The 25,405-nt window shown below is 54.7% G+C and carries 24 protein-coding genes; 3 read left to right on the top strand and 21 right to left on the bottom strand.

Annotated elements, in window-relative coordinates:
• Positions 1 to 366 precede the first annotated feature (366 nt).
• Positions 367 to 1,425, top strand: a complete 1,059-nt coding sequence (locus ACLTX1_RS00205) for a PTS transporter subunit IIC (RefSeq protein WP_412330310.1) — start codon at positions 367 to 369, stop codon at positions 1,423 to 1,425.
• 170 nt (positions 1,426 to 1,595) lie between these two features.
• Positions 1,596 to 2,444, top strand: coding sequence for an MBL fold metallo-hydrolase (locus tag ACLTX1_RS00200; RefSeq protein WP_412330309.1), 849 nt, complete (start codon positions 1,596 to 1,598; stop codon positions 2,442 to 2,444).
• A gap of 291 nt (positions 2,445 to 2,735) precedes the next feature.
• Here the strand turns inward: ACLTX1_RS00200 and ACLTX1_RS00195 are convergent, their stop codons facing one another.
• From ACLTX1_RS00195 to ACLTX1_RS00110, 18 genes are all read right to left on the bottom strand, one after another.
• The gene (locus tag ACLTX1_RS00195; protein WP_308448753.1) at positions 2,736 to 3,146 is read right to left on the bottom strand and encodes a helix-turn-helix domain-containing protein; all 411 of its coding nucleotides are present in this window, start codon (positions 3,144 to 3,146) and stop codon (positions 2,736 to 2,738) included.
• 212 nt (positions 3,147 to 3,358) lie between these two features.
• Positions 3,359 to 3,982 (bottom strand): hypothetical protein, encoded by a 624-nt coding sequence (locus ACLTX1_RS00190; RefSeq protein ID WP_176821467.1) that lies wholly within the window; start codon positions 3,980 to 3,982, stop codon positions 3,359 to 3,361.
• 24 nt (positions 3,983 to 4,006) lie between these two features.
• A complete protein-coding gene (gene rlmH / locus ACLTX1_RS00185; protein WP_176821466.1) occupies positions 4,007 to 4,483 on the bottom strand; it encodes a 23S rRNA (pseudouridine(1915)-N(3))-methyltransferase RlmH in 477 nt (158 codons plus the stop codon).
• Between the two features lie 14 nt (positions 4,484 to 4,497).
• Positions 4,498 to 5,289 carry an MBL fold metallo-hydrolase gene (locus ACLTX1_RS00180; protein ID WP_412330308.1) on the bottom strand — a complete coding sequence of 264 codons (792 nt, stop codon included), beginning with the start codon at positions 5,287 to 5,289 and terminating at the stop codon, positions 4,498 to 4,500.
• Positions 5,290 to 5,361: 72 nt separating this feature from the next.
• Positions 5,362 to 6,648, bottom strand: coding sequence for a UDP-N-acetylglucosamine 1-carboxyvinyltransferase (locus tag ACLTX1_RS00175; protein ID WP_176821464.1), 1,287 nt, complete (start codon positions 6,646 to 6,648; stop codon positions 5,362 to 5,364).
• Between the two features lie 427 nt (positions 6,649 to 7,075).
• Positions 7,076 to 7,768, bottom strand: coding sequence for a glycerol-3-phosphate 1-O-acyltransferase PlsY (plsY, locus tag ACLTX1_RS00170; protein ID WP_412330307.1), 693 nt, complete (start codon positions 7,766 to 7,768; stop codon positions 7,076 to 7,078).
• A 20-nt stretch (positions 7,769 to 7,788) separates the two neighbouring features.
• Positions 7,789 to 9,117: a ribosome biogenesis GTPase Der gene (der, locus tag ACLTX1_RS00165; protein ID WP_176821462.1), complete on the bottom strand. Its 1,329-nt coding sequence runs from the start codon at positions 9,115 to 9,117 to the stop codon at positions 7,789 to 7,791.
• 24 nt (positions 9,118 to 9,141) lie between these two features.
• Complete coding sequence (locus ACLTX1_RS00160; RefSeq protein ID WP_412330306.1) at positions 9,142 to 10,452, bottom strand: DUF512 domain-containing protein; 1,311 nt, start codon at positions 10,450 to 10,452, stop codon at positions 9,142 to 9,144.
• Positions 10,453 to 10,598: 146 nt separating this feature from the next.
• On the bottom strand, positions 10,599 to 10,781 hold the full coding sequence (gene rpmF / locus ACLTX1_RS00155) for a 50S ribosomal protein L32 (protein WP_176821460.1): 183 nt from the start codon (positions 10,779 to 10,781) through the stop codon (positions 10,599 to 10,601).
• Positions 10,782 to 10,826: 45 nt separating this feature from the next.
• A complete protein-coding gene (locus ACLTX1_RS00150; protein ID WP_176821459.1) occupies positions 10,827 to 11,324 on the bottom strand; it encodes a YceD family protein in 498 nt (165 codons plus the stop codon).
• Positions 11,325 to 11,520: 196 nt separating this feature from the next.
• Entirely contained in the window at positions 11,521 to 11,934 is a 414-nt protein-coding gene (locus ACLTX1_RS00145) for a hypothetical protein (protein ID WP_176821458.1), read from the bottom strand.
• A gap of 49 nt (positions 11,935 to 11,983) precedes the next feature.
• A complete protein-coding gene (locus ACLTX1_RS00140) occupies positions 11,984 to 13,324 on the bottom strand; it encodes a glucose-6-phosphate isomerase (protein ID WP_395507107.1) in 1,341 nt (446 codons plus the stop codon).
• A 188-nt stretch (positions 13,325 to 13,512) separates the two neighbouring features.
• Complete coding sequence (locus tag ACLTX1_RS00135) at positions 13,513 to 14,652, bottom strand: D-alanyl-D-alanine carboxypeptidase family protein (RefSeq protein WP_412330305.1); 1,140 nt, start codon at positions 14,650 to 14,652, stop codon at positions 13,513 to 13,515.
• A gap of 60 nt (positions 14,653 to 14,712) precedes the next feature.
• Positions 14,713 to 15,474, bottom strand: a complete 762-nt coding sequence (gene hisF / locus ACLTX1_RS00130) for an imidazole glycerol phosphate synthase subunit HisF (RefSeq protein WP_412330304.1) — start codon at positions 15,472 to 15,474, stop codon at positions 14,713 to 14,715.
• Positions 15,474 to 16,097 carry an imidazole glycerol phosphate synthase subunit HisH gene (gene hisH / locus ACLTX1_RS00125; protein WP_412330303.1) on the bottom strand — a complete coding sequence of 208 codons (624 nt, stop codon included), beginning with the start codon at positions 16,095 to 16,097 and terminating at the stop codon, positions 15,474 to 15,476. The genes hisF and hisH overlap by 1 nt, the downstream gene beginning before the upstream one ends.
• 396 nt (positions 16,098 to 16,493) lie before the next feature.
• Positions 16,494 to 17,999, bottom strand: coding sequence for a glycerol kinase GlpK (glpK, locus tag ACLTX1_RS00120; RefSeq protein WP_316523193.1), 1,506 nt, complete (start codon positions 17,997 to 17,999; stop codon positions 16,494 to 16,496).
• Positions 18,000 to 18,012: 13 nt separating this feature from the next.
• Complete coding sequence (locus ACLTX1_RS00115; protein ID WP_176821453.1) at positions 18,013 to 18,531, bottom strand: hypothetical protein; 519 nt, start codon at positions 18,529 to 18,531, stop codon at positions 18,013 to 18,015.
• Between the two features lie 112 nt (positions 18,532 to 18,643).
• Positions 18,644 to 19,435: an ADP-ribosylglycohydrolase family protein gene (locus tag ACLTX1_RS00110; RefSeq protein ID WP_308448765.1), complete on the bottom strand. Its 792-nt coding sequence runs from the start codon at positions 19,433 to 19,435 to the stop codon at positions 18,644 to 18,646.
• Positions 19,436 to 19,608: 173 nt separating this feature from the next.
• Here ACLTX1_RS00110 and ACLTX1_RS00105 point away from each other — a divergent pair, with 173 nt between their 5' ends.
• Entirely contained in the window at positions 19,609 to 20,358 is a 750-nt protein-coding gene (locus tag ACLTX1_RS00105; RefSeq protein WP_412330302.1) for a hypothetical protein, read from the top strand.
• Here the strand turns inward: ACLTX1_RS00105 and ACLTX1_RS00100 are convergent.
• The 3 genes from ACLTX1_RS00100 to ACLTX1_RS00090 all read right to left on the bottom strand — a co-directional run bounded on the left by ACLTX1_RS00100 (position 20,314) and on the right by ACLTX1_RS00090 (position 25,384).
• Positions 20,314 to 21,735, bottom strand: coding sequence for an MATE family efflux transporter (locus ACLTX1_RS00100; RefSeq protein WP_412330301.1), 1,422 nt, complete (start codon positions 21,733 to 21,735; stop codon positions 20,314 to 20,316). The two genes, ACLTX1_RS00105 and ACLTX1_RS00100, sit on opposite strands and share 45 nt — an antisense overlap.
• 145 nt (positions 21,736 to 21,880) lie before the next feature.
• Positions 21,881 to 23,980 (bottom strand): glycoside hydrolase family 3 C-terminal domain-containing protein, encoded by a 2,100-nt coding sequence (locus ACLTX1_RS00095; RefSeq protein ID WP_412330300.1) that lies wholly within the window; start codon positions 23,978 to 23,980, stop codon positions 21,881 to 21,883.
• A gap of 135 nt (positions 23,981 to 24,115) precedes the next feature.
• The gene (locus tag ACLTX1_RS00090) at positions 24,116 to 25,384 is read right to left on the bottom strand and encodes an aminotransferase class I/II-fold pyridoxal phosphate-dependent enzyme (protein ID WP_412330299.1); all 1,269 of its coding nucleotides are present in this window, start codon (positions 25,382 to 25,384) and stop codon (positions 24,116 to 24,118) included.
• Positions 25,385 to 25,405 lie beyond the last annotated feature (21 nt).

The raw sequence follows: 25,405 nt of genomic DNA, 5'->3' as shown, positions 1-25,405 counted from the left end.
TCCTTTCGGTCTAAACCGTAATCCGCTCAGTAATATAGTATACCATATTTCGCCTCCGATTGCAAAGGAAACTATGGAAAACTCCGTCTTTTTGCAGCCGCCTTGCAAACAGGGGAATTTTGTGGTATTCTTTAACGTATAACCCAAACGGCCGCCTGCCGATGTACCGCCATTACGCGGCCGCTGTGACCAAATAGCCCGGGAACCCCCCGGCGGCGCAGCGTTCTTCCGAAAACGGACAGAGGCAGACGGCAACATAGTCAATATAGATTCTTTCTCGCGTATTCTGCGCAGCGCATGTTTGCGTAAAACCCAGGAGCGCCGGAGAACCTTTCGCGCTCCGTAAAAAGAAAGGATTGAACAAAAATGGAGGGAACTTCTTCCAAAAAAGAAAGCAAAGTCAAGGTGTATCTGCACCGCTACTTTATCGATGCCATGAGCGCCATGGCACAGGGGCTTTTTGCTTCCCTGCTCATCGGCACCATCATTTCCACGCTCGGCACACAGCTTAACATTCCGCTGCTCGATGAGATTGGCGGGTATGCAAAGTCCGCAGCCGGTCCCGCTATGGCGGTCGCCATCGGCTACGCGCTGCAGGCGCCCCCGCTCGTACTGTTCTCGCTCGTCGCAGTCGGCGGCGCGGCAAACGCGCTCGGCGGCGCAGGCGGTCCTCTCGCGGTGCTCGTGCTCGCCATCATCGCGGCAGAGTTCGGTAAGCTCGTCAGCAAAAAGACGAAGGTAGACATCATCGTCACGCCGCTCGTCACCATTTTTTCAGGCTGCGGCCTTGCGTACTTATTCGCGCCGTACATCGGCACGGCGGCTTCCAGCGTGGGCAACCTTATCATGTGGGCAACCACCCAGCAGCCGTTCCTCATGGGCATTCTCGTTTCCGTCATCGTCGGCGTTGCATTGACGCTGCCAATCTCCAGCGCGGCCATCTGCGCGGCGCTCGGTTTAACGGGCCTTGCGGGCGGCGCGGCCGTTGCAGGCTGCTGTGCGCAGATGATCGGCTTTGCGGTCATCAGCTTCCGCGATAACGGCTGGGGCGGCTTCTTTGCGCAGGGCATCGGCACTTCCATGCTGCAGGTGCCGAACATCATCAAGAACCCGCGCATCTGGCTTGCGCCTACGCTTGCTTCCGCTGTGACGGGCCCCATCGCGACATGCATTTTCGGCATGCAGATGAACGGCGCACCGATCTCCAGCGGCATGGGTACCTGCGGCCTTGTGGGGCAGATCGGCGTTTATACCGGCTGGCTGAACGACATCGCTGCCGGTGCCAAAACAGCCGTCACTGCTATGGACTGGATGGGCCTTGTGCTCATCTGCTTCGTGCTCCCGGCTGTGCTTTCTTTTGTCTTTGATCTCATCTTCCGCAAGATCGGCTGGGTCAAGGACGGCGACATGAAGATCGACGCATAAAAATCTCCGTTTTCCGGCAAACGCCTAAGGCTGAAACGCTTTAGGCGTTTTTCATTGTGCTATGTGCGGTACTGCACGACGTTTTTCTTGTACGGAATTACCCTTGTTTTTCCGTTCTTTCGCCCGTATAATCAAATAGAAAAGTCTATTCTCGATTTGGGAGGTACAAAATGCAGTTTCAATATCTTGGCACCGCCGCCGCAGAGGGCTGGCCTGCCGTATTCTGCCGCTGCAAATATTGCTTAGAGGCGCAGCGCCTCGGCGGCAAAAACATCCGCACACGCTCACAGGCTATCGTCAACGACGATCTTCTGCTCGACCTGCCGCCGGATACCTACATGCACAAGCTCATGAATCATCTCGATCTCAGCCGTGTGAAGTATCTGTTCGTCACACACTTTCACATGGATCATTTCTACCCGCAGGAGCTCACCGTGCGCGGCTCCGTTTACAGCCTTGAGATGATCAGCCCCGAGCTTGAAATCTACTGCGCACAGGAGACCTACGATTATTTCCGCCGCTGTGCCGATTGGGAAATTGACGAAAAAAGCGACAGCGCCATGCACTGGCACATCTTAAAGCCGTTTAAGACCGTGGAAGCCGGTCCCTACCGTGTAACGCCGCTGCCCGCAAACCACATGAACCCCTCGCACCAGCCGTTCGTGTACCACATTGTCGATACACGCGAGGATAAATCTGTCTTTTATATGCACGACAGCGGCTACTATTTTCCAGAGGTGTGGGATTACCTCAAGGCGCAGAAAAAGCCCGCCGATCTTTTCAGCTTCGACACTACGCTCGGCTATGAAGACTGCGGCTTTAAAAGCACGCACATGGGCGCACCGGAGGTCATCCGCCTCAAGGAGGAGCTCGAAGCGCTCGGTATTGTTGACAAACACACGCACTGCGTGATGAACCACTTCTCGCACAACGGTCATCTTCTGTATGACGAGCTCGTGGAGCTTGCCGCGCCGCACGACATCGAAATCTCCTACGACGGCATGAAACTGACACTTTAAACTCTACTTGCATGCGAAAAGCGGAGACGCCCCGGTTTTTAAGGGCATCTCCGCTTCTTTCTTTATGGCAATAACAGGAAAAAGTAATATAAAAACTCACTGATTGTACTTTTGTGGCAACAACTATTGCCCTTTTTAAAAATCCGTTCCGTCAATTTCGCTTCTCATTATATCAAATTTGCATACAATTATATAATTCTGTATATTCAGGCGCTTTCCGGTCGAATTCTTGTAAAAAAGAAAAACGACAGAGCAACCCCTGCCGTCTTCATAGCGCATGTTGTTTTCCGTTTACTTGCAGCGGCGCACAGCTTCTTCAATCTTCGGGAGAAGCTCTTCCTTATTCGCGTCCTTCGTGTACTTAAAGATAGCGGCAACAATCTCCGGAATATCGGAAGCCTTGTAGTGCTCAGTCGTAGCAATCTGCAAACCGGCATATTCATTGCGGGTCAGCAAAGGCGCAAAGCGGCGGGCATTCTTTCTGCCGGGGCCGTCGTTGATGAAAGCTGCAATGAACTGGTAACCGATCAGATTGTTGATGATAACGTGGAAGGAATTCTTCGCAAACAGCGGATTCTCCGGGTCACGCAGCGCAATCTCCATGATCTCTGCGCGGTTCAACGGACGGCCGGCCTCCCAAAGGAGCTGCATCATCGCAAATTCGGAATTCGTTAAACGGATATATGGCTTTTTTCTTTTCATGCTATATCCTCCTGACAATTTTCATATTCCATATTGTTTCAACTAATTCTGTCGAAAGTAATATCAGTATATTTTTATTTTTGCAATTTGTCAAGGGATTTGGAATAAAAAAACTTCTGATGAGGCAGTTTTTTCAAAAAATTCACATTTTAGAAATAAAAAGAAGACCGGCAGCGCATTTTACCTACCGATCTTCTGTATTTTACGCCTTTTTACGCGTCGTTTTCAATAAACAGCGTCTTAAAATACGGCAGTTCCTCTGCCCATGCGCAGAACACGTGCCACTCGTCCAACTTGTGGTGGCGGCGCGCAAAATACATGTTCGCAATGTTCTCGTAGTTCATGGTACAGGTGCGCATCTGGTTGTAGCTCGAAGGCAAAAGCTGAATGAGGCTGTACCAAAGGTCTTTGTCCTTCGTCTCCACAAATTCCACGCGCAGCTTTTCCAGCACGCCAATGGTTTGCATCAGGCTCTCCTTTGCCGCGGGCACCATACGGTCACAGCTGAAGTCCGCTTCTTCAAACGTCTTCGCCTGAATTTTGTGCATCGTGCTCGTGGAGTTCGCCACGGTGCCCACCTTATACGTGTCGAATTCCTTCCACCAGTAGATCGGCGCGGTGAGGTCGACCGAAACGAAGATCTGTCGGATAAATTTGCGGTGATCCGTGCCCGCCTTGCACAGACGTTTTGCAAGGCTCAGGTCGTTTTCGCCGAAAACGAACGTGCCGTCCGGCTCGGTGTGGCTGTCCATACGGCCCCAGCTGTTCATGGGGTTGCGTGCGCCTCTGATAGCGTTTTCAAAGTTCATGACGCTTGTACGTTCGATCTTAATCATGTCGTTCAACCTTTCGTATTCAAATTATTTGTGGTACTTCGTGCCCGCGTTGATAGAAAACGCGCGGTACAGCTGCTCGCACAGCATAACGCGTGCCAGCTGGTGCGGAAACGTCATCGGCGACATGGAAATGCGCTTCGAGCCCTGCTTCACGCTGTCGTCCAGCCCGTGTGACGAACCGATAACAAACGCTAAGCTGCTCTCCCCGTTTACGGCCGCCGCGTCGATCTGCTGCGCGAGCTGCGTGGAGGAGACAAGCTTGCCCTCAATGCACAGCGTGTAAAGCGCGCTGCGCCCCGCCGCCGCCAAAATCGCCTTCGATTCCTCGCCGAGCGCCTTTGCAATCTCCGCCGCATTCGGATCCTGCGGCAGGCGCGCTTCGTTCAGTTCGATGATTTGGAACCGGCAGAATGCGGAAAGTCGCTTTGCGTATTCCTGCACGGCGTCGCGCCAATATTTTTCTTTGAGCTTACCGATGCAAATCAGCTTTACCTCCAGCATATTGTCTCCCTATGTTAAAATGTGATGGTGCCGCCGGTCAGGTTTTCGATCGGCGCGACCTGCAATATGTAGTCCTCCGCGTTCTCCACGCCCGCCATCTGCATACCGCAGACGGCGGTCTGCCGCGCAATGTCCGGCGTGTTGTTCTCGCGGCTCAAATGCGCCAGCAAAAAGTGCTTTGTGCCGTCTTCAAAAAGCTCCGGCAGCAGGTCGGCGCACGCGGTGTTTGAGAGATGCCCGAAGTCCGATAAAATGCGCCGCTTTAAGCTGTACGGGTACGGCCCCGTGCGCAGCATACCGATATCGTGGTTCGATTCAATGACCGCAAGATCTGTGCCGTGCAGATTCTCTTCCACCTCCGGCGTGATGTGTCCAATGTCCGTCGCGACCGTGACGGTGTGTCCGTCTTCGGCTTCTATGCGGTAGCCGAAGCTCTCCGCGCAGTCATGCGGCGTGCGGAACGCGTTTACGTGCATTCCGGCGAGCTCTAACGTGTCTTCAATCGTGTAGGCGGGATATTTGTCGCTTAAAATCCCCATCGATTCCAAGGCCCCCAGCGTGCCCTTAGAGGCAAACACGGGAATATGGTATTTGGAAGCGAACACACGCAGACCGCTGATATGGTCGCTGTGCTCGTGCGTAATGAGGATGCCCTGCACGGAAAGCGGGTCTATACCGCAGCGCTGCATGACAGTCGTCACTTGCTTGCAGCTGCGTCCGATATCCACCAAAATGCCCGAAGATTTTGAACCGATATAATAACTGTTTCCCGTGCTGCCGCTGAACAGCGGGCAAAGCTCTGCCATTTGCACCCTCCCTGTTTTCATAAAAAACGCCCTGACAAGGTTTTGTCGGGGCGAAACGGTCTGTATACGGTTTTAACCGATCTTTGCGGTATCGCTGTTTGTGGGATCGAGCATCAAATACATGTCCGCGCCAAGGCCGACGAACTTCTCCACAATGTCCTCATAGCCGCGCTGAATGTGCTCAATGTCCTCAATCTTCGTCACGCCATGCGCAGCAAGACCGGCAATGATCATCGCCGCGCCCGCACGCAGGTCAGTCGCACGCACCGGTGCACCCTTCAGGTATTCCACGCCCTCAATAATGGCACTCTTGCCCTCTACGGTGATCTGTGCGCCCATGCGCTTCAACTCTTCCACATAGCGGAAACGGTTTTCCCACACGCTCTCGTTTAAAATACTCGTGCCCTGCGCAATGGAGAGCAACGCCGCGATCTGCGGCTGCATGTCCGTCGGGAAGCCCGGGTGCGGCATCGTTTTCACGTTGCACTTACTCAGCGGGCCGTCGCAGCGCACGCGCACCGCGTCGTCATATTCCACGACCGTCACACCCATCTCCATCAGCTTCGCCGTGATGGATTCCAGGTGCTTCGGCGTCACGTTTTTCACAAGTACATCGCCGCGCGTTGCAGCCGCAGCCGCCATGTACGTGCCGGCTTCAATCTGATCCGGAATAATCGAATACGTAATGCCCTTCAAATGTTCCACGCCGCGAATCTTGATGACGTCCGTACCGGCGCCGCTGATGTTCGCACCCATGGAGTTTAAGAAGTTAGCAAGATCAACCACGTGCGGTTCGCGCGCGGCATTCTCAATAACCGTAAGGCCCTTTGCCTTTACGGCTGCAAGGATAATATTCATCGTTGCACCGACGGTGACCATGTCAAGATAAATGTGCGCACCGCGCAGTTCCTTTGCGGAGACCTCGATCATGCCGTCGTTGAGGCTGTACGTGCAGCCCAGCGCCTTAAAGCCCTTGATGTGCTGGTCAATGGGGCGCACGCCGAAATCGCAGCCGCCGGGAAGCGGCACAATGGCCTTGGAGCAGCGACCGAGCAAAGCGCCGATATTGTAGTAAGAGCCGCGCATTTTGCGGCCCAACTCGCTCGGCACCACGTTCGTGTGGATGGTGGTCGGGTCGATCTCCACGGTATTCTTGCCGAGCCAGCGCACAGTCGCGCCCATCTCGGTCAGGATACGTGCACTGAGCTTCACATCGGAAATGTTCGGTACGTTCTCTATACGGCAGGGAGATTCCGCCATGGCTACGGCCGGAATGATCGCCACAGCCGCGTTTTTCGCGCCGCTGATGACAACCTCACCGTGCAGGCGCTTTCCGCCCTTGATGATAAATTTATCCACTGTAATTTTCCTTTCTGCGGGCGCGGCATATCCTCGGCAGTCAAAGGCACACTGCCTGCCGCCACACAGCGCCGCAACGCGCTGCACGAAGTAGGATCTTTCGTTATGCCCGCCGGTCCGTGACCGACTGATTTATTCCTGAAACGGGCTGCCGCCGATTGGGCAGCTACACAGCGCGGGTACGAAAAAAGCCCAATGCCGTGCGCAAAAAACTAAGGCAGTCTAAAACAAAACATACACTGCCGCATCTATTTAAAGAAAAAGTGATCGCAAAATATAGTATGACCAGTAAACATAATAATACACAATGGAAAAATTGTCAAGAAGCCACAGGCTATTTGGAAGGTTTTTCCAAGATTATGTAAACGAAAAGTGGCAAACCCGGCCGTTTGCGCGCCTTTTTCTGTATAGGTACCGCGCTTTACACTCACTTTTTCTTAAAGGAGATCGTAGATTCCGTGCCGTTTCGGATGCGCTTAATATTCGCGCGGTGCTTGATGATAACGGTAGCGCCGATCAGTGCCGCCACAAGTGTTGCCATTACAACGTAAAGCACCGGCAGCCCGCCCACGCAGCAGTCCACAAAATACGTCATGCAGAACGTCACAACGGGATAGATCGCCGCCGCCGTAATAGACGAAAGCGAGACCATGCGCTTTTTCAGGAACACCAAAAGGAACACCGCAAAGCAAATGAGGAACACGCGCCAGTCGAGCAAAAGCATCATCGCAGCCGTGGTCACAACGCCCTTGCCACCGCGGAAACCAAAGTACAACGGGTACATGTGGCCGATCATGCAGCAAAAGCCCGCCGCATACATGCCAAGGCGCGCCATTTCGGGGTCCACGCCGTTTGCAACGCACGCGTGCTTTACAAGAAAATAGCCGACCAAAACGCTCGCAACACACTTGCAGAAATCGAACAGAAACGTCAGCGCAGAGGCTTTTTTGCCCGCCACGCGCAGCACGTTCGTTGCACCCGCGTTACCGCTGCCGTGCGCGCGCACATCTTCGTGCGCAAACGCTTTGGTCAGCAAAATGGCAAAGCTGATACTGCCAAGCAGATACCCCACAAGCGCCGAAAGCAGCAGCGGCAAAATTAAAGAACCGAAATTTTCCATGTAGATCAAGTCCTTCCCCGTCAGTCTGCCTTATCGCCGCGCTCGCGCACGATCATGCGCACCGGCGTGCCCTCTAAGCTGAAGATCTCGCGGATGCGGTTCTCCAGATAGCGCTGGTACGAGAAGTGGAAAAGCTCTTTGGAATTGACAAAGCAAATGAACGTAGGCGGTCTGGTGGAAGCCTGCGTCATGTAGTAGATCTTCAGGCGCTTGCCCTTATCGGTCGGCGGCTGTACGCGTGCCGTTGCCTGTGCCAGAATGTCGTTCAAGGTGCCGGTCGTAATGCGCATCGCGTTGCTGGAAGCAACCTTGTGGATGAGTTCAAACAAGCGGTCAAGTCGCTGGCCGGTCTGCGCGGAGATGAAGATGATCGGCGCGTAAGACATAAAGGAAAAGTCCTTTTCAAGCTTCGTCTTGTATTCCTGCATGGTTTTGTCGTCTTTTTCAACGGCGTCCCACTTGTTGACCGCAATGATGCAGCCCTTGCCCGCTTCGTGCGCGATGCCGGCAACCTTGGAGTCCTGCTCCGTAAAACCGACCGTAGCATCGATGAGGATGACACACACGTCTGCCCTGTCCACCGCCATTTCGGCGCGCAGGTTGCTGTAATGCTCAATGGAATCCTCCACCTTGCTCTTGCGGCGCAAGCCGGCAGTATCGATGAACGTAAATACGCCGTACTTGTTTTCGATGGTGGTATCCACCGCGTCGCGCGTCGTACCCGCAATGTTGGAAACGATGCAGCGGTTTTCGCCGGAAACGCGGTTCACAAGGGAAGATTTGCCGACGTTCGGCTTGCCGATGACGGCGACCTTAATGATCTCGCCCTCGTCCTCCTCTTCCTTTTCCTCCGGCAGATGCTCGAGGACGGCATCCAACAGGTCGCCCGTGCCGTGTCCGTGCACGGAAGACACCTGAATGGGGTCGCCGAGGCCGAGGTTATAAAACTCATAAAAATCCGCCGGCGGGTCGCCCAGCGTATCGCACTTATTGACGCACACGATGACCGGCACATTGCTGCGCTGGAGCATCTGTGCGATGTTGAGGTCCGTTGCGACCATGCCGGTGCGCACATCGGTCACGAAAATGATGCAGTCCGCAGAATCAATGGCAATCTGCGCCTGTGTGCGCATCTGGGACAAAATAATATCCTTCGATTCCGGCTCGATGCCGCCCGTATCTACCAGTGAAAACTTTCTGTTTTTCCATTCACACTCGCCGAAAATGCGGTCACGCGTCACGCCCGGCGTGTCCTCCACGATGGAAAGGCGCTGCCCGATCAGCTTGTTGAACAGCGTGGATTTACCGACGTTCGGTCGGCCCACGATGGCTACAATAGGTCTTGACATACGGTTTTCCTCCTTCTTTTTTCCTTACTCCGCAGTGCCCAAAATGTCCTTGAGCTCGCCTGCGGCGTCTTTATGCATTCTGTAAGCCGGCACACCCAGCTTTTCGCTGAGCTGCTGCACGGTCATATCGTCTAAGAAAATATCTTCGTCCGCCATAAGCATGGACGGTGCAAGCAAAATTGCGTCGCCAAGGTTTTCGCGGCTCAAGCGGTTCACAAGGTCACGCCCCGTGAGCAGCCCGGTCACGTTGACCGTACCGCCAAAGAAATCGTTGTGCACAGGCACAAGGTTGATCTCGAGCCCCGGGAATTTTTCGCGCGCAAAGTCCATCACATGTTCCATAAACGCATACACGCCTTCGCCCGTCGGGATCGTCACGCGGCGCTTTATGTCGCGCTCCGGCTCGTCTTCAACCGCCCAGGAAAATTCTTCTTCTAAGTCGCGCAGCATACCCACGCCGTTTTCAATCTGCGGGAAGTCCTCGTAAAATTCATACGGCGGCAGCTCGCGCTTTGCAATGAGGTAGAACTCATCGCTCGGGAACACGGTTCTCGAGCCGCGCTCTGCCTTGAATTTATCTCCCCACCGCTCCAAAATCTTGATCGCCGCGCGCGCCGTATCCTTGTTAAACGTCTCCAGCGGATACAGCCCCTCGCGGTAGCGCGTCACGCCGACCGGTACGCAGGCGACGCTCTGTAAGCTCTCGCCGAGCGCGTACATTTCGGAAAGCGTAAATTCCAGCTCCTCGCCGTCATTCAGCCCCGGGCACAGCACAATCTGACAATTCAGTTTGATGTTGTGCTCCGCCAGCTTGCGCACAAAGCGCAGCGCGTCGCCCGCAAAGCGGTTGTGCATCATCTTGCAGCGCAGCGTGGGGTTCATCGTATGCACGGAAATGTTAATGGGGCTGATGCGCATTTCAATGATACGGTCGATCTCACGCTCATCAATGTTCGTCAGCGTGATGTAGTTGCCGAACAAAAACGAAAGGCGGTCATCATCATCCTTAAAATAGAGCGTTTCGCGCATACCGGGCGGCAGCTGGTCTATGAAGCAGAACACGCACTTGTTGCGGCAGGAGCGCTGCCTGTCCATAAGATACGTTTCAAACGCAAGGCCCAGTGCACCGTACTGCGGCTTTACGAATTTCTCTTCGCGCCGCTCGCCCTCCGCCGTTTCGTATACCACATGCAGATGGGTGTTCGTCTCGTAAAAACGGAAATCGAGAATATCCGTGATGTCATGCCCATTAATTGAAATAAGCTTATCGTGCGGCTTTATGCCCGCCCGCTCGGCAAGGCTGTTTTTATCCACGCCGAAAATTTCAACTGCCACAGCTTTTCTCCCTTCCGTTTTGAGGTAGTATGCGCGAAATTTGCCGCTGTTTTACGGCTCGGCACCAAAAAATGCCGACAAAACAATAGAGAAGGAGCACGCAAATGCCCCTTCTCTATCTGGCACAATTATTGTTTCAGGCAAAATTATGCTTCCTTCTTAACAACTTCTCTGCCGTTGTAGTAACCGCAGTTACCGCAAACCCTGTGAGGTGTCTTATACTCTCCGCACTGCGGGCATTTCATAAGGGCAGGAGCGCTAAGCTTCCACACGTTAGAACGTCTCTTATTCTGTCTGGCACTGGACACTTTTCTCTTGGGTACCGCCATCGTCAGCACCTCCTTATATTAAACTAAAACTTTGGTTATCTGGAATTATTGTAGCAGCTGCCGCAGAGCCTCCAGACGGGGATCTGTCTGCTGCTTTGCACAGGCGCAGTCGCCTTCGTTCAGGTTTTTGCCGCAAGTGGGGCAAAGCCCTTTGCAGTCTTCCTTACAAAGGAATTTCGTCGGCGTCAAAAGGATGATATCGGAATAAATCAGCTCGTCCAAATCCAGCTCATCGCCTTCAATCACGATATAATCTTCAAAATCCTCTTCATCATTCAGCTTGTTCACAATCACGTGAGAAATGTTGTGACAAAACTCTTTACGCGTCAACGTCAAGCACCTGTTGCACGGCATCGAATACGCATAGCGCACCTCCACGTTCAGCTCCGCACTGGAAGCGAACGAACGGATGCTGCCCTTGACCTGAACCGGCGTGACAAACGGCTTACAGCCGTCAATCTCCACCTCCGACAAATCGACCGTATAATCGATTGCCTGTGAAATATCCTCTCCCGAGAAATATTTTTTCAAATCGATAAGCATAGTTTTTCCTCATACCGTACTTGATATATTATAAATACCACGCGCGGTTTTGTCAAGAAAAATTTGAAAATTCGGCATTATGCCGCGAAAAAAAGTGTTCGGCGGGTCGTTTCCGCCGAAACACTGTTGCTTTTTTCGTTTTTGCACGGCTTTTCGTTACTGTTTCGGGCGGTGCAAAGGCTTTTTGAGGCCGAAATTACTTCGCGACAAATTCCCGAACGGAAGCCGGCAGTTCCTCTGCGTCAGCAGAAATGAGCAGGCAGATGTTCACGTTGGAAGATTCGCTGAGCGTCTTGAGCTTCGCGGTAAGCGGCTCAACTTCCTCAACGCCCTTGCCGGTGATCTTCAGGGTGGAGTCAACGAAAACGTCCGTCACATCGTAGTTTGCAGCGCAGATGCCGCTGACAAAGCCTACAAGTGCGTCCAGACCCTCAATGCCGTAAGCGTCGGAGTCAACAAGACGTGCCTTGTGGGAAATATCGTAAGTAAGCTTAAGGCCCTTTTCGATAACAACAACGTTGCCGTTGGAGTTCTGAACCGCTTCGTTTGCAAGCTCGATGAGCTTCTTGGTTTTGCCGGAGCCTTTTTTGCCGATTAAAAGAGTGATCATAGTGAAGTCCTCCTGTGTATTTTTTCCGCAGGTGCGGATTTACGCCTTTTTATTTGGAAAGTCTTGCTTCCAGTGCTTCTTTTTCGCCTTCGTAACCCGGCTTGCCGAGCAGAGCAAACATGTTCTTCTTATAGCTTTCAACGCCCGGCTGGTTGAACGGGTTCACGCCGAGGAGATAGCCGGAGATGGCGCAGGCCTTCTCGAAGAAGTAGATGATCTGGCCGAGGGTATCCTCGGAGAAATCGGGAGCGGAGATCACAACGTTCGGCACGCCGCCGTCGTTGTGTGCCAGCACGGTGCCCTCAAACGCCTTGCGGTTGATATACGCCATGCTCTTGCCCTCGAGGAAATTGAGGCCGTCTACGTTTGCCGGGTCGTTGCCGATGACAACTTCGCGCTTCGGCTTCTCAAACAGCATCACGGTCTCAAAGAGGCTGCGTCTGCCGTCCTGAATGTACTGACCCATGGAGTGCAGGTCTGTGGAGAAGACAACGGATGCCGGGAACAGGCCCTTGCCGTCCTTGCCCTCGCTCTCGCCGTACAGCTGCTTCCACCACTCGTTCATGAGCGTGTAGCACGGCTCGTAGCTGACCATCACTTCGGTCGTCTTGCCCTTATTGTAAAGAATGTTGCGAATGGCAGCATACTTGTAGCAATCGTTTTCTTCCATGTTCGGGTTGTTGTAGGCAGCCTGTGCCTTCTGTGCGCCCGCCATGAGTGCGTCGATATCCGCACCGGCCACAGCGATGGGCAGCAGACCCACAGCGGTGAGAACGGAGTAACGGCCGCCGACATCATCCGGTACAACGAAGGTCTCGTAGCCTTCTTCGTCCGCAAGGTGCTTCAACGTGCCGCGCGCCTTATCGGTCGTGCAGAAAATACGCTTCTTTGCTTCTTCCTTGCCGTACTTCTTCTCGAGGATCTCGCGGAAAACACGGAACGCGATAGCCGGCTCTGTGGTGGTGCCGGACTTGGAAATCATGTTGATGGAAATATCCTTGCCCTCGCAGATCTCAACCAGCTCCGCCAGCGCGGTGGAAGAAATACTGTTGCCGGTGAAATAGATGTCCGGCGTATCTTTCTTCAGTGCATTGTAGTGCTCGCTCTTGAGGAACTCAATTGCTGCGCGTGCACCGAGGTAGGAGCCGCCGATGCCGATGACGATAAACACATCCGTGTTCTTCTTGATGCGCTCCGCAGCCGCCTTGATGCGTGCAAATTCCTCTTTATCGTAATTGGTGGGCAGGTCCACCCAGCCGAGGAAATCATTTCCCGGACCCTTGCCGGATGCCAGAAGCGCATGTGCACTCTCAACCTGAGAAGCCATTGCAGCGTATTCGTGCTCGCCGATAAAGCCCTTCAAGTATCCGCATTCCAATTTCAATGCCATTTCTATTGCCTCCTATTTGCATGATGATGCTTTTGCACGTGTGAAACCGTTTTCACAGCCCCACTTTATGCAAGGTACACCACAAGTCAAATCTATGTGCTTTCATCATACAATAATTTGACGCATTTTGCAAGTGCACAACGCGGATTTCATGAAAAGTTAACGAAGGTTTTTTTGCAAATCAGATTTCACGCCGCTTCTGCTGCGAAAAAACAAGCCAAAAAATATTGCAATGCGGAAGAAAATGTGATGGCGGGCGCTTCGGTTTTCGCCGTGATTTTGAGCGACTGCACCGTGTCGCCGTTCAGCGCGACCTCCGCCGTACCGAGCACATCCCCCGGTTCTACCGGCGCAGGAACGTTTTCCGGCAAAACGAGCTTTATCCCGATCTCCGCGCCGCCCGAGGCTGTTAAAACGCCGCGTGGGGCTTCACACGCAAGCGAAACGGCGCTCACCATGCCGCCCGTAACGGGCAGCTCGGGCAGTTCCGGGAGCTCCGGTGTCGTCAGCTTCCAGTTTGCAAAACCATAGTCGAGCAGCGAAGACGCGGCCGAAAAGCGGTCTTTCGTATTTTCCGCACCGAGCACTACCGCAATGAGCCGCATACCGTTTCGCTCTGCCGCAGCCGAAATGCAGCTGCCCGCCGCACTTGTCGTGCCGGTTTTCAGCCCCAAAATGCCGTCATACGTGCGCACGAGCTTATTTGTGTTCACAAGCTGCGTCTGCCCGTCACGCACATAATCAATCCAGATGAGCGTGTAATCAAATATTTTCTCGTGCTGCATCAACGCGCGGCTCATCACCGCCACATCATAGGCGCTCGTAATGTGCCCGTCTTCGTCAAGACCGTTGCAGTTTTTAAAAACGGTATCGTTCATGCCTAACTCCGCCGCGCGGGCGTTCATGCGCTCCACAAATGCGTCCTCGCTGCCCGCGACTGCCTCCGCCAAAACGACCGCCGCGTCGTTCGCGCTCATCACCACGCACGCTTTGATGAGGTCGTCTACGGTCATCTGCTCGCCCTCCTTGAGCCAAATGTCCGAGCCGCCCATGCCCGCCGCGTGCGCCGAGGCCGTGAGCACATCGTCCAGATGCAGCGTGCCTGCGTCGATTGCCTCAAATACGAGCAAAAGCGTCATCACCTTCGTGATGGACGCACAAGGTCGCTGCACATGGGCAGACTTTTCGTATAACACCTGACCCGTGGAGGCTTCCATCAGCATCAAAGCCTGCGCGGGGAAATCCGGCGTCTCGGCACGCGCAAGCGGACAGAACACACCGATCAGCAATACAGCAGCCAAACAGAAGCCAAGAAAATGTCTTTTCATAAGTAAACACCCCCGCACCAAAAGATATGCGGGAGTGTCCTTCAATCATTCTATTAAATTTCATCGGCGCACCGGGATGCCGTTTTCCGCAAGGTAATCCTTGAGCTCCGGTATGCCGATCTCGCGGAAGTGGAAAAGTGACGCCGCCAAAACCGCGTCCGCCTTACCCTTTGTAAACGCGTCCTTAAAGTGCTCCATCTTGCCCGCACCGCCGGACGCAATGACCGGAATGCCCACGCTTTCGGAAACCGCGCGGGTCAGCTCCAGGTCATACCCGGCCTTCGTGCCGTCGCAATCCATGCTCGTCAGCAGAATTTCACCCGCGCCGAGTTTCTCCGCGCGCTTTGCCCATTCTACGGCGTCAATACCCGTGTCCACGCGACCGCCGTTTAAATACAGCGTCCAGCCCGCGCCGTTCGGGCGGCGCTTCGCGTCCATCGCCATCACAACGCACTGGCTGCCGAATTTATACGCCGCGTCCGCAATGAGTTGTGGGTTTTTCAGCGCGGCGGAGTTTACCGAAACCTTATCCGCGCCCGCGCGCAGCAGCGCCGTGAAGTCCTCTACCGTACGGATGCCGCCGCCCACCGTAAACGGGATAAATATGCTGTTCGCCACACGGGAAACGATATCCAGCATGATACCGCGCGCATCGGAGGACGCGGTGATGTCGAGCAAAACAAGCTCGTCCGCGCCCTGCCGGTCGTATTCGATGGCGGCCTCTACAGGGTCGCCCGCATCGCGTAAATTCACGAAATTTGTGCCCTTAACGACCCTGCCGTTTTTAAGGTCAAGACACGGGATAATGCGTTTGGCGTACATTACACGCCCCCCTTTCCCTGCGTCATGGCGGCGAAGTTTTCGAGCAGCTTCAGTCCCAACGCTCCGCTTTTTTCCGGGTGAAATTGACATGCCATGAGGTTATTTTTCTGCACCGCCGCATGAATTTCCACACCGTACTGCGCCGTAGCGGTCACAACATCCTCTTCGGCCTTTAAATAATACGAGTGCACAAAGTACACATACGGCTCGCCCGTAATGCTTCGGAACAACCCGCCGTCCTTTTTGATTTCAAGCGAATTCCACCCGATATGCGGAATTTTCAGCCCCGGCGCAGCAGGAATACGCAGCACCTTACCTTTTAAAAGCGACAGGCCGGAGACGCCCGGGGATTCCTCGCTGCTCTCAAACAGAATTTGCAGCCCTAAACAAATGCCCAAAAACGGCTTGCCGGAGGCGACGAACGCTTTAATCGGCGCTTCCAGTTCTCTCCCACGCAGCTCGTGCATGGCGTCGCCAAACGAGCCGACGCCCGGCAGCACGGCGCCGTCGGCTTTCGCAAGAACGCTCGGGTCCTGTGTGACTTCGACCTCGCAGCCGATATGCATAAGCGCTTTTTCCACGCTGCGGATATTGCCCGCGCCGTAATCTATAATTGCGATCATCCCGTCGCCTCCCTATTACTTTGATTTAGCGTGATAATATAGTATCACATATTGCTTTATCCGTCAACAGGATTTTTCGCTTCCCGCTGTCAAAACGGCTTTCTTCGATTTTGGGCAAAAAGAAAGCACGCAGAAAAACTGGTCTGCGTGCTTCTATGCTAGCTTGTTTGGTATTTTAAAGGCGTCTTTGCGGACGCCTTTTGGGAGACCCCCTAATTGGGTCTCCCACGAGGGAACAGTCCAGTGGACTGTTCCCTCTCCTGTCCTGATTTTATGGCAGGCAAAAGGATTTCGAGCTCTGCGGAGCTCGACCAAGGGTTTCACCCTTGGATTCCACAGCCTTTTGAAAAAGGCTGGCGAAAACTTTTACGTCGCTTCGCTGTGCTTGACTTTGGCTTAATCCAAACCGTCCGCCCAGCCCATGGATCTTTCCACGGCCTTATGCCAGCGTTTCAGCGCTTTTGCTTCGCTGCCTGCTGCCGTTTGCGGGTCATACGCATTTTTAAGCTTCCACACAGTCCTAAGCTCATCCAGCGATTCCCACACACCGACAGCCAACCCCGCCAGCATGGCAGAGCCGAGTGCGGTGGTCTCCAGGCACTTCGGCTGTCTCACGGCGCAGTGCAATAAATCTGCCTGATACTGCATCAAAAAACGGCTTCTCGATGCGCCGCCGTCCACGCGCAGCTCGGAAATTTCCGTGCCGCTGCCCGCTTCCATGGCTTTCACGAGGTCATAGCTTTCATACGCAATGCTTTCCAGCACGGCGCGGCAGATGTGCGCCTTAGACGTACCGCGCGTCACGCCGAGCAGTGCGCCCCGCGCATACATATCCCAGTACGGTGCGCCAAGCCCTGTAAACGCCGGCACAAACACCGCGCCGCCTGCGTCCTCCACGGTCTCCGCAAGAAGGTCCGCTTCCTGCGGGTTCGCGATAAGCTTCAACTCATCGCGCAGCCATTTAATAGCCGAGCCCGCGTTAAACGCACTGCCCTCAAGCGCATAGGTCGTCTCGCCATTCACGCACCAACCGATCGTCGTAATAAGCCCCCGGTCGGAGAAAACCGGCTTATCACCCGTGTTCATCAGCACAAAGCAGCCCGTGCCGTATGTATTTTTCGCCATGCCCTTATCAAAGCAGCACTGTCCGAACAGCGCGGCGTGCTGGTCGCCCGCAATGCCCGCAATCGGAATTTTCCTGCCGAGTATCGTTTCAGAGCACATGCCCACAACGCCGGAGGAGTCCACGACTTTCGGCAGCGCGTCACGCGGGATACCGAACACGTTCAGCATTTTCTCGTCCCAATCAAGCTTTTGAATGTCAAACAGCATGGTGCGCGAAGCGTTCGTCACGTCCGTCACATAGCTTTCGCCCTCTGTGAGCGAATAAATGAGCCACGTATCAATGGTACCGAAGCGTAGGCGATGCTCCTTCGCGAGCACTTTGGCCTTCGGCACGTTATCCAAAATCCACTTCATTTTGGTGCCGGAAAAATACGGGTCGATGATGAGTCCCGTCGTTTTATGAATGTACTCCTCAAGTCCCTCGGCTGTTAACCGCTCGCATTCCGGCGCGGTGCGGCGGCACTGCCACACAATGGCGTTGCAGATCGGGATACCCGTCTCGCTGTCCCACGCCACGGTGGTCTCTCTTTGATTCGTGATGCTGATGGCAGCGATGTCCTCCGCGGTGATCTCCGCCTCATGCACCGCCTGCCGCATGGCGTAAAGCTGCGTCTGCAAGATCTCCACGGCATCGTGCTCCACATAGCCGGGCTGCGGGTAAATCTGCGTAAATTCGCGCTGTCCCATGCCCGCAATGCCGCCCAAAGCGTCAAACAACACGGCGCGCGAACTGGTCGTGCCCTGGTCAAGCGATAAAATGTATTGACCGATTTTCAAGTTCAAGCCCTCCTTACCAACGGAAGAAATTGAGCCGGTGCTCCTTGCGGTCCTCCTGCTCTCTTGTGTTTGTGATGACTTTATACCGTACCACCCATTTCGGGTCAATATACTCCAAAATCGCCTGCGGCATTTTGTACTGGAACAGATGCCGCTGGTGCTTAAGGCTCTCCACCACACGGAGATGGTCCGAAGATTTCACATCCAAGCTGCCGACGATGATGGTGGAATAATCGTTCGGGTTCGTGTATTTGAAGTTGTCGAGAAAATCCGCCCAGTCGGTGTACTCGGTCAGCTTCACGTATTCGCGCGGGACATTGAGACGGATGCGCACCGCACCCGAAACGCGTCCGCCGGTATTCTGCTTTCTGCCGCGCACCACGCCGAATATGGGGCATTCGCAGTGCAGGTCGAGCATATCGATGAGCGCGGCGTACTCCTTCTTAAACGAAATACTGGGGCTTGCGCGGTAAATCTTGCCGCTTTGCAAAATACGCATCACGGCGCCGGACTGATATGTGTCAATAATCATGTTCTGATAAACCCTTTCCCTTAAAAATCGCGGCGATCCCTGCGTCGCTCCGCCCGTTTCAAAAAAACACAGGCGGTTTTTCAATACCGAAATTCAAATATATGCGGAAATGTTACTTTGTAGCCCAATCGTATAAAAAGCGGTCAAACTCGCCGACCTTGCGCTTATCGGGCTTGATAAGGTAGCGTTTTAAAAGATCCTTTTCGTTTTCCACCGTCCGCTTATAGTATGCGCCCGCAATGCCGCCCGCAATGCACGCCACGGTGTCGGTGTCGCACTTCACGCTGAACACATTGCGGATGCAGCTTTCCCAATCCTCGCTTTCCATAAAGCAGCGGAACGCAAGCGGCATGGTCCCCTCCGCCGTAGCATCAAACTTCGCCTTCGGCCGGTACGCCCACAGCGGCTTATGCACGGGGTATTCAAACTCTTTGTTAAAGTATTTTTTCAGGTCCTTTTTGCGCTCGCCGTGCAGCGCAAGGTAAATGAGCCCCGCGGTCGCAACGGCGGCTTTCAGGCCCTCTATGTGGTTGTGTGTGCACATGGCGCTGTTTTTCGCTTCTTCCTCCACCTTTTCCAGCGTATCAAAGTGGTAAGCGATGTAACTGACGCGCATGGCCGCGCCGTTGCCAAAGCTGCCGTAGCCCGTTTCGGCATGTCCGTCCAGCCAGCGCTGAAACATCGTGCCGTACCCCACGTCTCTGTACATACGCCCGAATTTGCCATAAGCCTTTGCATAGCTGACGTCATTTAAAAGCGCGTATTTCGTCGCGATGGTCAGCACCGTATCGTCCGTGAAAAAGCAGTTGTTTCCAAAAAGCTCCACCTTTTTATAGTTGAACCCGCTCGGTTTGCTGAACTCAAACCGCGAGCCGGCAATGTCTCCTAAAATCGCACCGGTCAATCGGATCCCTCCATTCCCTGCATGATCGGTTTCAGTATACCATGTTTTTTCTTCTGTTTCCACATATTTTTGTGAAAAAGTTCCGACTTTGAACAGCTTTTTGATTCTTTTGACTTTTTTCGCCGAATACGGTATGATATAGTTTAAGATAAGCTCATAAAGAGGTGTTCAAAATGAGAAACGCAAAACGGCTTTTGGCGGCGCTTCTGCTCGCTGCGGCACTCATCTTTTCCTCGGCATCGTGCGGCGGGCAGACCGAAACGGCAAGCGAAGCGCCTGCCGCCGCGTCTTCCGAACCGCAGCGGGATTACACCGTGCAGATCTCCAAGGACACCCTGCGCCGCACAGGGCTCGACATCACCGCCGCGGCGCACCGGCTGGGGCTTACAAACGTCACCACAAATGATGACGGCTCCTGCACGGTAGAAATGACAAAAGACGAGCGCGATGCCGTCTGCGCCGCGCTGAAGGAAAGTCTGCACGAGCAGATCATCGCTTTGCCGGAGGACGGCACGTGGCCGTTTATAAAAAGCGTCACGCTTTCCGAAGACGGCCGCAGCGCCGAAATTCTGAGCACCAAAGACCTGTATAAACCGGAGCGCGACAACGCCGCTGCGCAGGCCGTGTACATTCCCGCGCTGCTCTACGCAGCGTTTACGGGCGAGGATGCAGAAAGCTTCACGGTGCACTTCACCGTAAAAGACGAAACGACCGGCGATGTGCTGGGCGCGTCGATTACCCCGCCGCAGAGCCGACCGCTTCCGAAAGCGATGCAAGCGGCACAGAAAGCACCGCTCCCTCACCCGACACCGCAGAATAAGCCGCATACAAAAAACGGAGCCGCACAGGTTTATCACCCATGCGCGGCTCCGTTCTTTTTACTTTTTCGCCTGTGCAAGCTCGCCCATTTCTTTGTGTTTTAATTCGCGCCAGACGGTGCACAGCATCGTAATGTAGCACGCGCCGCCGCCCACAAAGTTCGAGATAGCCTCCGCCCAGAACACACCGTCCACACCGACAGCGGGGATCTGCGGCAGCAAAAACGTCAACGGAATGACGATGATGACCTTGCGGAGCAGTGAAAAGAAAATCGCCTGCTTTGCGCGACCCATCGCCTGCACAACAGACTGCGCCGACATTTGCAGCGCCATCATAAAGCACCCGAAGAAATAAATGTGCATGGCGTGCGTGCATGTTTCGAGTAACTGCGGGTCGCCGTTAAAAAGCTGAATAAACACGTGTGGGAACAGCCTTAGCACGAGCCATACAAGCACCATATAGCTGAATGAAACGACCGTCGTGAACACAATCACGCCGCGCACGCGCTTATATTTCTGTGCGCCGTAGTTGAAGCTGACCACCGGCGCCGCGGCAGATGTCACACCGGTTACCGGCGTATATGTCACTTCGCGAATGGAGTTGATGACCGTCATGACCGCGACGAACAGGTCGCCTCCGTGTTGCGAGAGCATCGCGTTGCACGCCACCTGCACAGCGCTCGACGTAAAGCCCATGATAAAGCCCGAAATGCCAAGCGAGGTGATCTTACCGATGAGCTTTGCCTGCGGGCGCATGCGCTTTAACTCCAAACGAAACAGCGTACGCTTACCGAGCAGGAAGCGCACCACCCACACGGCGGAAACGAGCTGCGAAAGCACCGTTGCAAGCGCCGCGCCCTGCACACCCATGTCGAACACAAAAATAAACAGCGGGTCAAGCGCGATGTTCACCACTGCGCCGATAACGACCGTCAGCATGCCGCGGTTCGCAAAGCCTTGCGCATTGATGAACCCGTTCATGCCAAGCGAAACCATCATGAATACGCTGCCGAGCATGTAAACCGAAAGATAGCTGTCCGCATAAGGGTACGTCGCGTCGCTCGCGCCGAAGAGATACAGCACCGGCTTTTTGAGGAGCAGCACCACAATGCACAAAATTACGCCCGTAATGACGAGCATCGAGAACGTGTTGTTCATCACGTCTGCGGCGCGCTCACGCTGCTTTTCGCCCTCTTCGCCGCCCTGCTGTGCCGCACCGCGCGCCATAGAAAACAACGGCGTACCGCCCGAGCCGAATAAATTCGCAAACGCCGTCACCATCAGTAAAATCGGAAACGTCACGCCGACGCCCGTCAGCGCATCCACCGATGTATCGGAAATATGCCCGATATACATGCGGTCTACGATATTATATAAGACGTTCACAAACTGCGCCAGCACCATCGGCACCGCAAGGCGCAGGATCGTTTTGGAAATCGGTCCCTTTGAAAAATCATCGTTTTTCTTTATATCTGCAGCCATACTTTTGCCTTTCCGAATTAAAAAATAGCAGTATCAGTATACAACTTTCGGCAAATTTTGTAAATGGAAAGCCTTAAAAAGTCACAGACAAAACGACCCCTTCGGTGGGCAAATTGCCGCGAAAGGGTCGTTTGCATTTACTTTATTACAGCTTGAGTTCTACCGCAACCGGGCGGGTACCAAGCAGCTCCGCGCTGCGGTCATCCGGCTGCGAGGTGCCGACGAAGAACGTGAAGCTGCGGCTGTCTACGCGGCGCGTGCCGGTGTCGTCCACAATTTCAAGCGCGGCCTTCGGCACGGTGATCTCGACGTCACACGTCTCATTTGCACCGAGTGAAACCGCCTTAAACGCACAAAGGCTGTGGTTGCGCACCGCAAATTCTGATTCATTGTCACGCACATAGACCTGCAAAATCTCATGCACGGCACAGCCCTCATTTTTGACCGTCGCCGTAATCGTATAGTGCTCGCCGTCATCACGCATTTCGGCTTTCGTCACTTCCGTTTTACCGTAAGTGAGGCCATAGCCGAACGGATACAGCACGCCGCCCGTAAAGTAGCGGTACGTGCGGTTTTCCATCGCGTAATCCGTAAACGCGGGCAGCTCGTCGGAGTCGTTATAAAACGTCACGGGCAGCTTGCCGCTGAAGGAATACTTGCCGAACAAAAGCTCCGCAATCGCCTTGCCGCCGCGTGCACCCGGATACCAGCCCTGCACTACGGCGGAGAAGCTTTCCTCCGCAAAGCGCAAATCCATGGCGCTGCCGGTCATATTGATGAGAATGACGGGCTTGCCGGTCTTCGCGACAATCTCCATCAGCTTTCTCTGCGGCGCGGGCAGCAGCAAATTCGCCTTGTCGCCGGAGCCGACAGAATTACTCTGGTCCATCTCCTCGCCCTCAAGATTTTCATTGAGGCCCGTCACCAGCACCACAACGTCGCTGTGCTCCGCCACGGTCTCGGCTTCGGAAAGGCGGTCGCCGGGCAGGCCCAACCCCTCCACGCGGTCTTTGTAGAGGTGGCAACCCTCGGCGTACAGCACGCGCACGTCGTCGCCTACATAGTCCTGAATGCCCTCTAGCACCGTGATATATCTTGACGCCGTGCCGTGGTAGTTGCCGATGAGCGCCATGCGGTCGTTCGCATTCGGGCCGATGACGCCGATCGTCTTGATTTTCGCTTTATCAAGCGGCAAAATGCCGTCGTTTTTCAGCAGCACAACGCTTCTGCGCGCGGCTTCCTCGCTGAGCGCCAAATGCTCCGGGCACTCCACGACCTCATAGGGAATGGAGTTGTATTCGCAGTTCTCGTCAAACTCGCCGAGCATAAAACGCGTGGTAAAGAGCCGCTCCGCCGCCGTCGTGATGTCGTCCTCGGTAATGAGCCCATCCTCGAGCGCGCGCAGCAAATGCAGATATGTGTTGCCGCAGTTTACGTCACAGCCCATCTTAATGGCGAGCGCAGCGGATTCCGGCGCGGTGGTCGTGATGTGGTGGTGCAGGTGAAAATCGGAAATTGCCCAGCAGTCGGAGACAAAGTGTCCCTGAAAGCCCCACTTGCCGCGCAGAATTTTGCGGATGAGCAGGTCACTGCCGCAGCACGGCTCGCCGAGCGTGCGGTTGTATGCGCCCATCACGGCCTCCACTTCGCCCTCTTTCACAGCGGCTTCAAACGCGGGCAAATACGTCTCCCACAAATCCTTCCGGCTCACCTCGGCGTCAAATTCGTGGCGAATGGCCTCCGGGCCGCTGTGCACAGCATAGTGCTTCGCGCACGCCGCGACCTTCAAATATTTCCCGTCACCCTGCAAGCCCTTGATGTACGCCACGCCGAGCCGCGCCGTGAGGTACGGGTCTTCGCTGTACGTTTCCTGCCCTCTGCCCCAGCGCGGGTCGCGGAACAGGTTGATATTCGGCGACCAGAACGTGAGGCCCTTATAAATATCGCGGTCGCCGTGCTTAGAAGCTTCGTTATACTTCGCACGGGCCTCCGTCGCAACGACATCGCCGATTTTTCGGATCATCTCCGGGTCAAACATGCTCGCCATGGCAACGGGCTGCGGAAACATCGTCGCCGTGCCGGCGCGCGCCACGCCGTGCAGCGCTTCGTTCCACCAGTTGTACGCCGGAACGCCCAGCCGTTCAATGGGCGGCGCATCAAATTTCAGCTGTGAAGCGCGTTCCTCTATCGTCATTTTGGAAACAAGCTCGTGCGCCAAAGCCTGCGCCTTTTTTCTGTCTCTCATGGTAACACCCCTAAAAAGTTGTTAAAAAAAGTATAGCACGGTTTTATTCAAAAAGAAAGATAAAAGTTTTATCTTCCGGATAAATCGACAACAAAAAAAGCGGCAAACCGAAGCCTGCCGCCGAAAATTTATAATTTAGAGATTCAAAAAGCCCGCGTTCAGCATGGACTGTGCCGCCAAAATCGCACCGAGGCGGCCGCTGTTGAAGTTCACACCGCCCTGCATCCATGCCGCAAACGGCTCACGCAGCGGTGCGTCCGCAGAAAGCTCACTGGACGAGCCAAACGTGAACGAGCCGGACGCCATGATGACGTCGCAGTCGTAGCCCGGCATGGGGCTCGGCTCCGGCACAACGAAGGAATCGACCGGCGCGCCCTGCTGAATGCCGCGGATAAATGCGCACAGCGCCTCGCGCTCGCGCAGCTGCACCGCCTGAATAATATCCGCGCGCGGCTCATCGTAGCGCGGGGTCACGTCAAAGCCGAAGCCCTCAAACAGCGCCGCCGTGAACACAGCGGTCTTTAAGGCTTCACCCGTGACGTTCGGCGCGTGGAACGTGCCCATGAAAAGCTCGCGGTTGTTGCCGAGCGTGCAGCCGATCTCGCGACCCGTACCCGGGGTCGTCAGGCGATACGCGCAGCTTTCAATAAGGTCGCGGCGGCCCGCAATGTAGCCGCCCGTCGGCGCAATGCCGCCGCCCGGATTTTTGATGAGCGAACCCGCCATAAGGTCTGCACCCACAGCCGTCGGCTCCATTTTCTGCACATACTCGCCGTAGCAGTTATCCACCATGACAATGCAGTCCGGCGCACGGCGCTTTGCAATCTTTACAATGCGCTCGATCTCCTCCACCGTCAGGGACGGGCGCAGGCTGTACCCGCGGGAGCGCTGAATGTACACCATGCGGTGCTTCGGTGTGATGGCCGTCTCCATGCCGTCATAGTCAGGCGTGCCGTCCGGCAGCAGGTCAAGCTGCTCGTAGTTTATGCCAAACTCCTTTAATGAGCCGTTACCGTCGCCCGTAATGCCGATCACGCCGCGCAGCGTATCATACGGCATGCCGGTAACGCTCAGCATCGTGTCGCCCGGGCGCAGAACGCCAAAAAGCGCTACGGTAAGCGTATGCGTGCCGCTGACAAAATTATAGCGGCACAGCGCGTCCTCCGCACCGAGGGCACGCGCGTACACTTCGTCCAGCACGTCGCGGCCGCGGTCGCCATAGCCGTAGCCTGTCGTTGCCACAAAGTGGCTCTCGCTGACACCTGCCTGCATGAACGCAGCCTGCATCTTCTCCTGATTATACCGCTGTGTTTCGGAAATTTTCGCAAGGTACGGCGCAGCCTTTTGCTCCGCTTCCTCCGCCGCCTTCAGCACGCGGTCATCCATTTTAAAAAACTCGTACATAGTAAACCCGCTTTCGCAAAC

This window comes from Hominenteromicrobium sp. (assembly GCF_046974225.1).
GTDB classification, from domain to species: domain Bacteria; phylum Bacillota; class Clostridia; order Oscillospirales; family Acutalibacteraceae; genus Hominenteromicrobium; species Hominenteromicrobium mulieris.
This window is presented reverse-complemented; position numbering and strand designations above follow the sequence as displayed.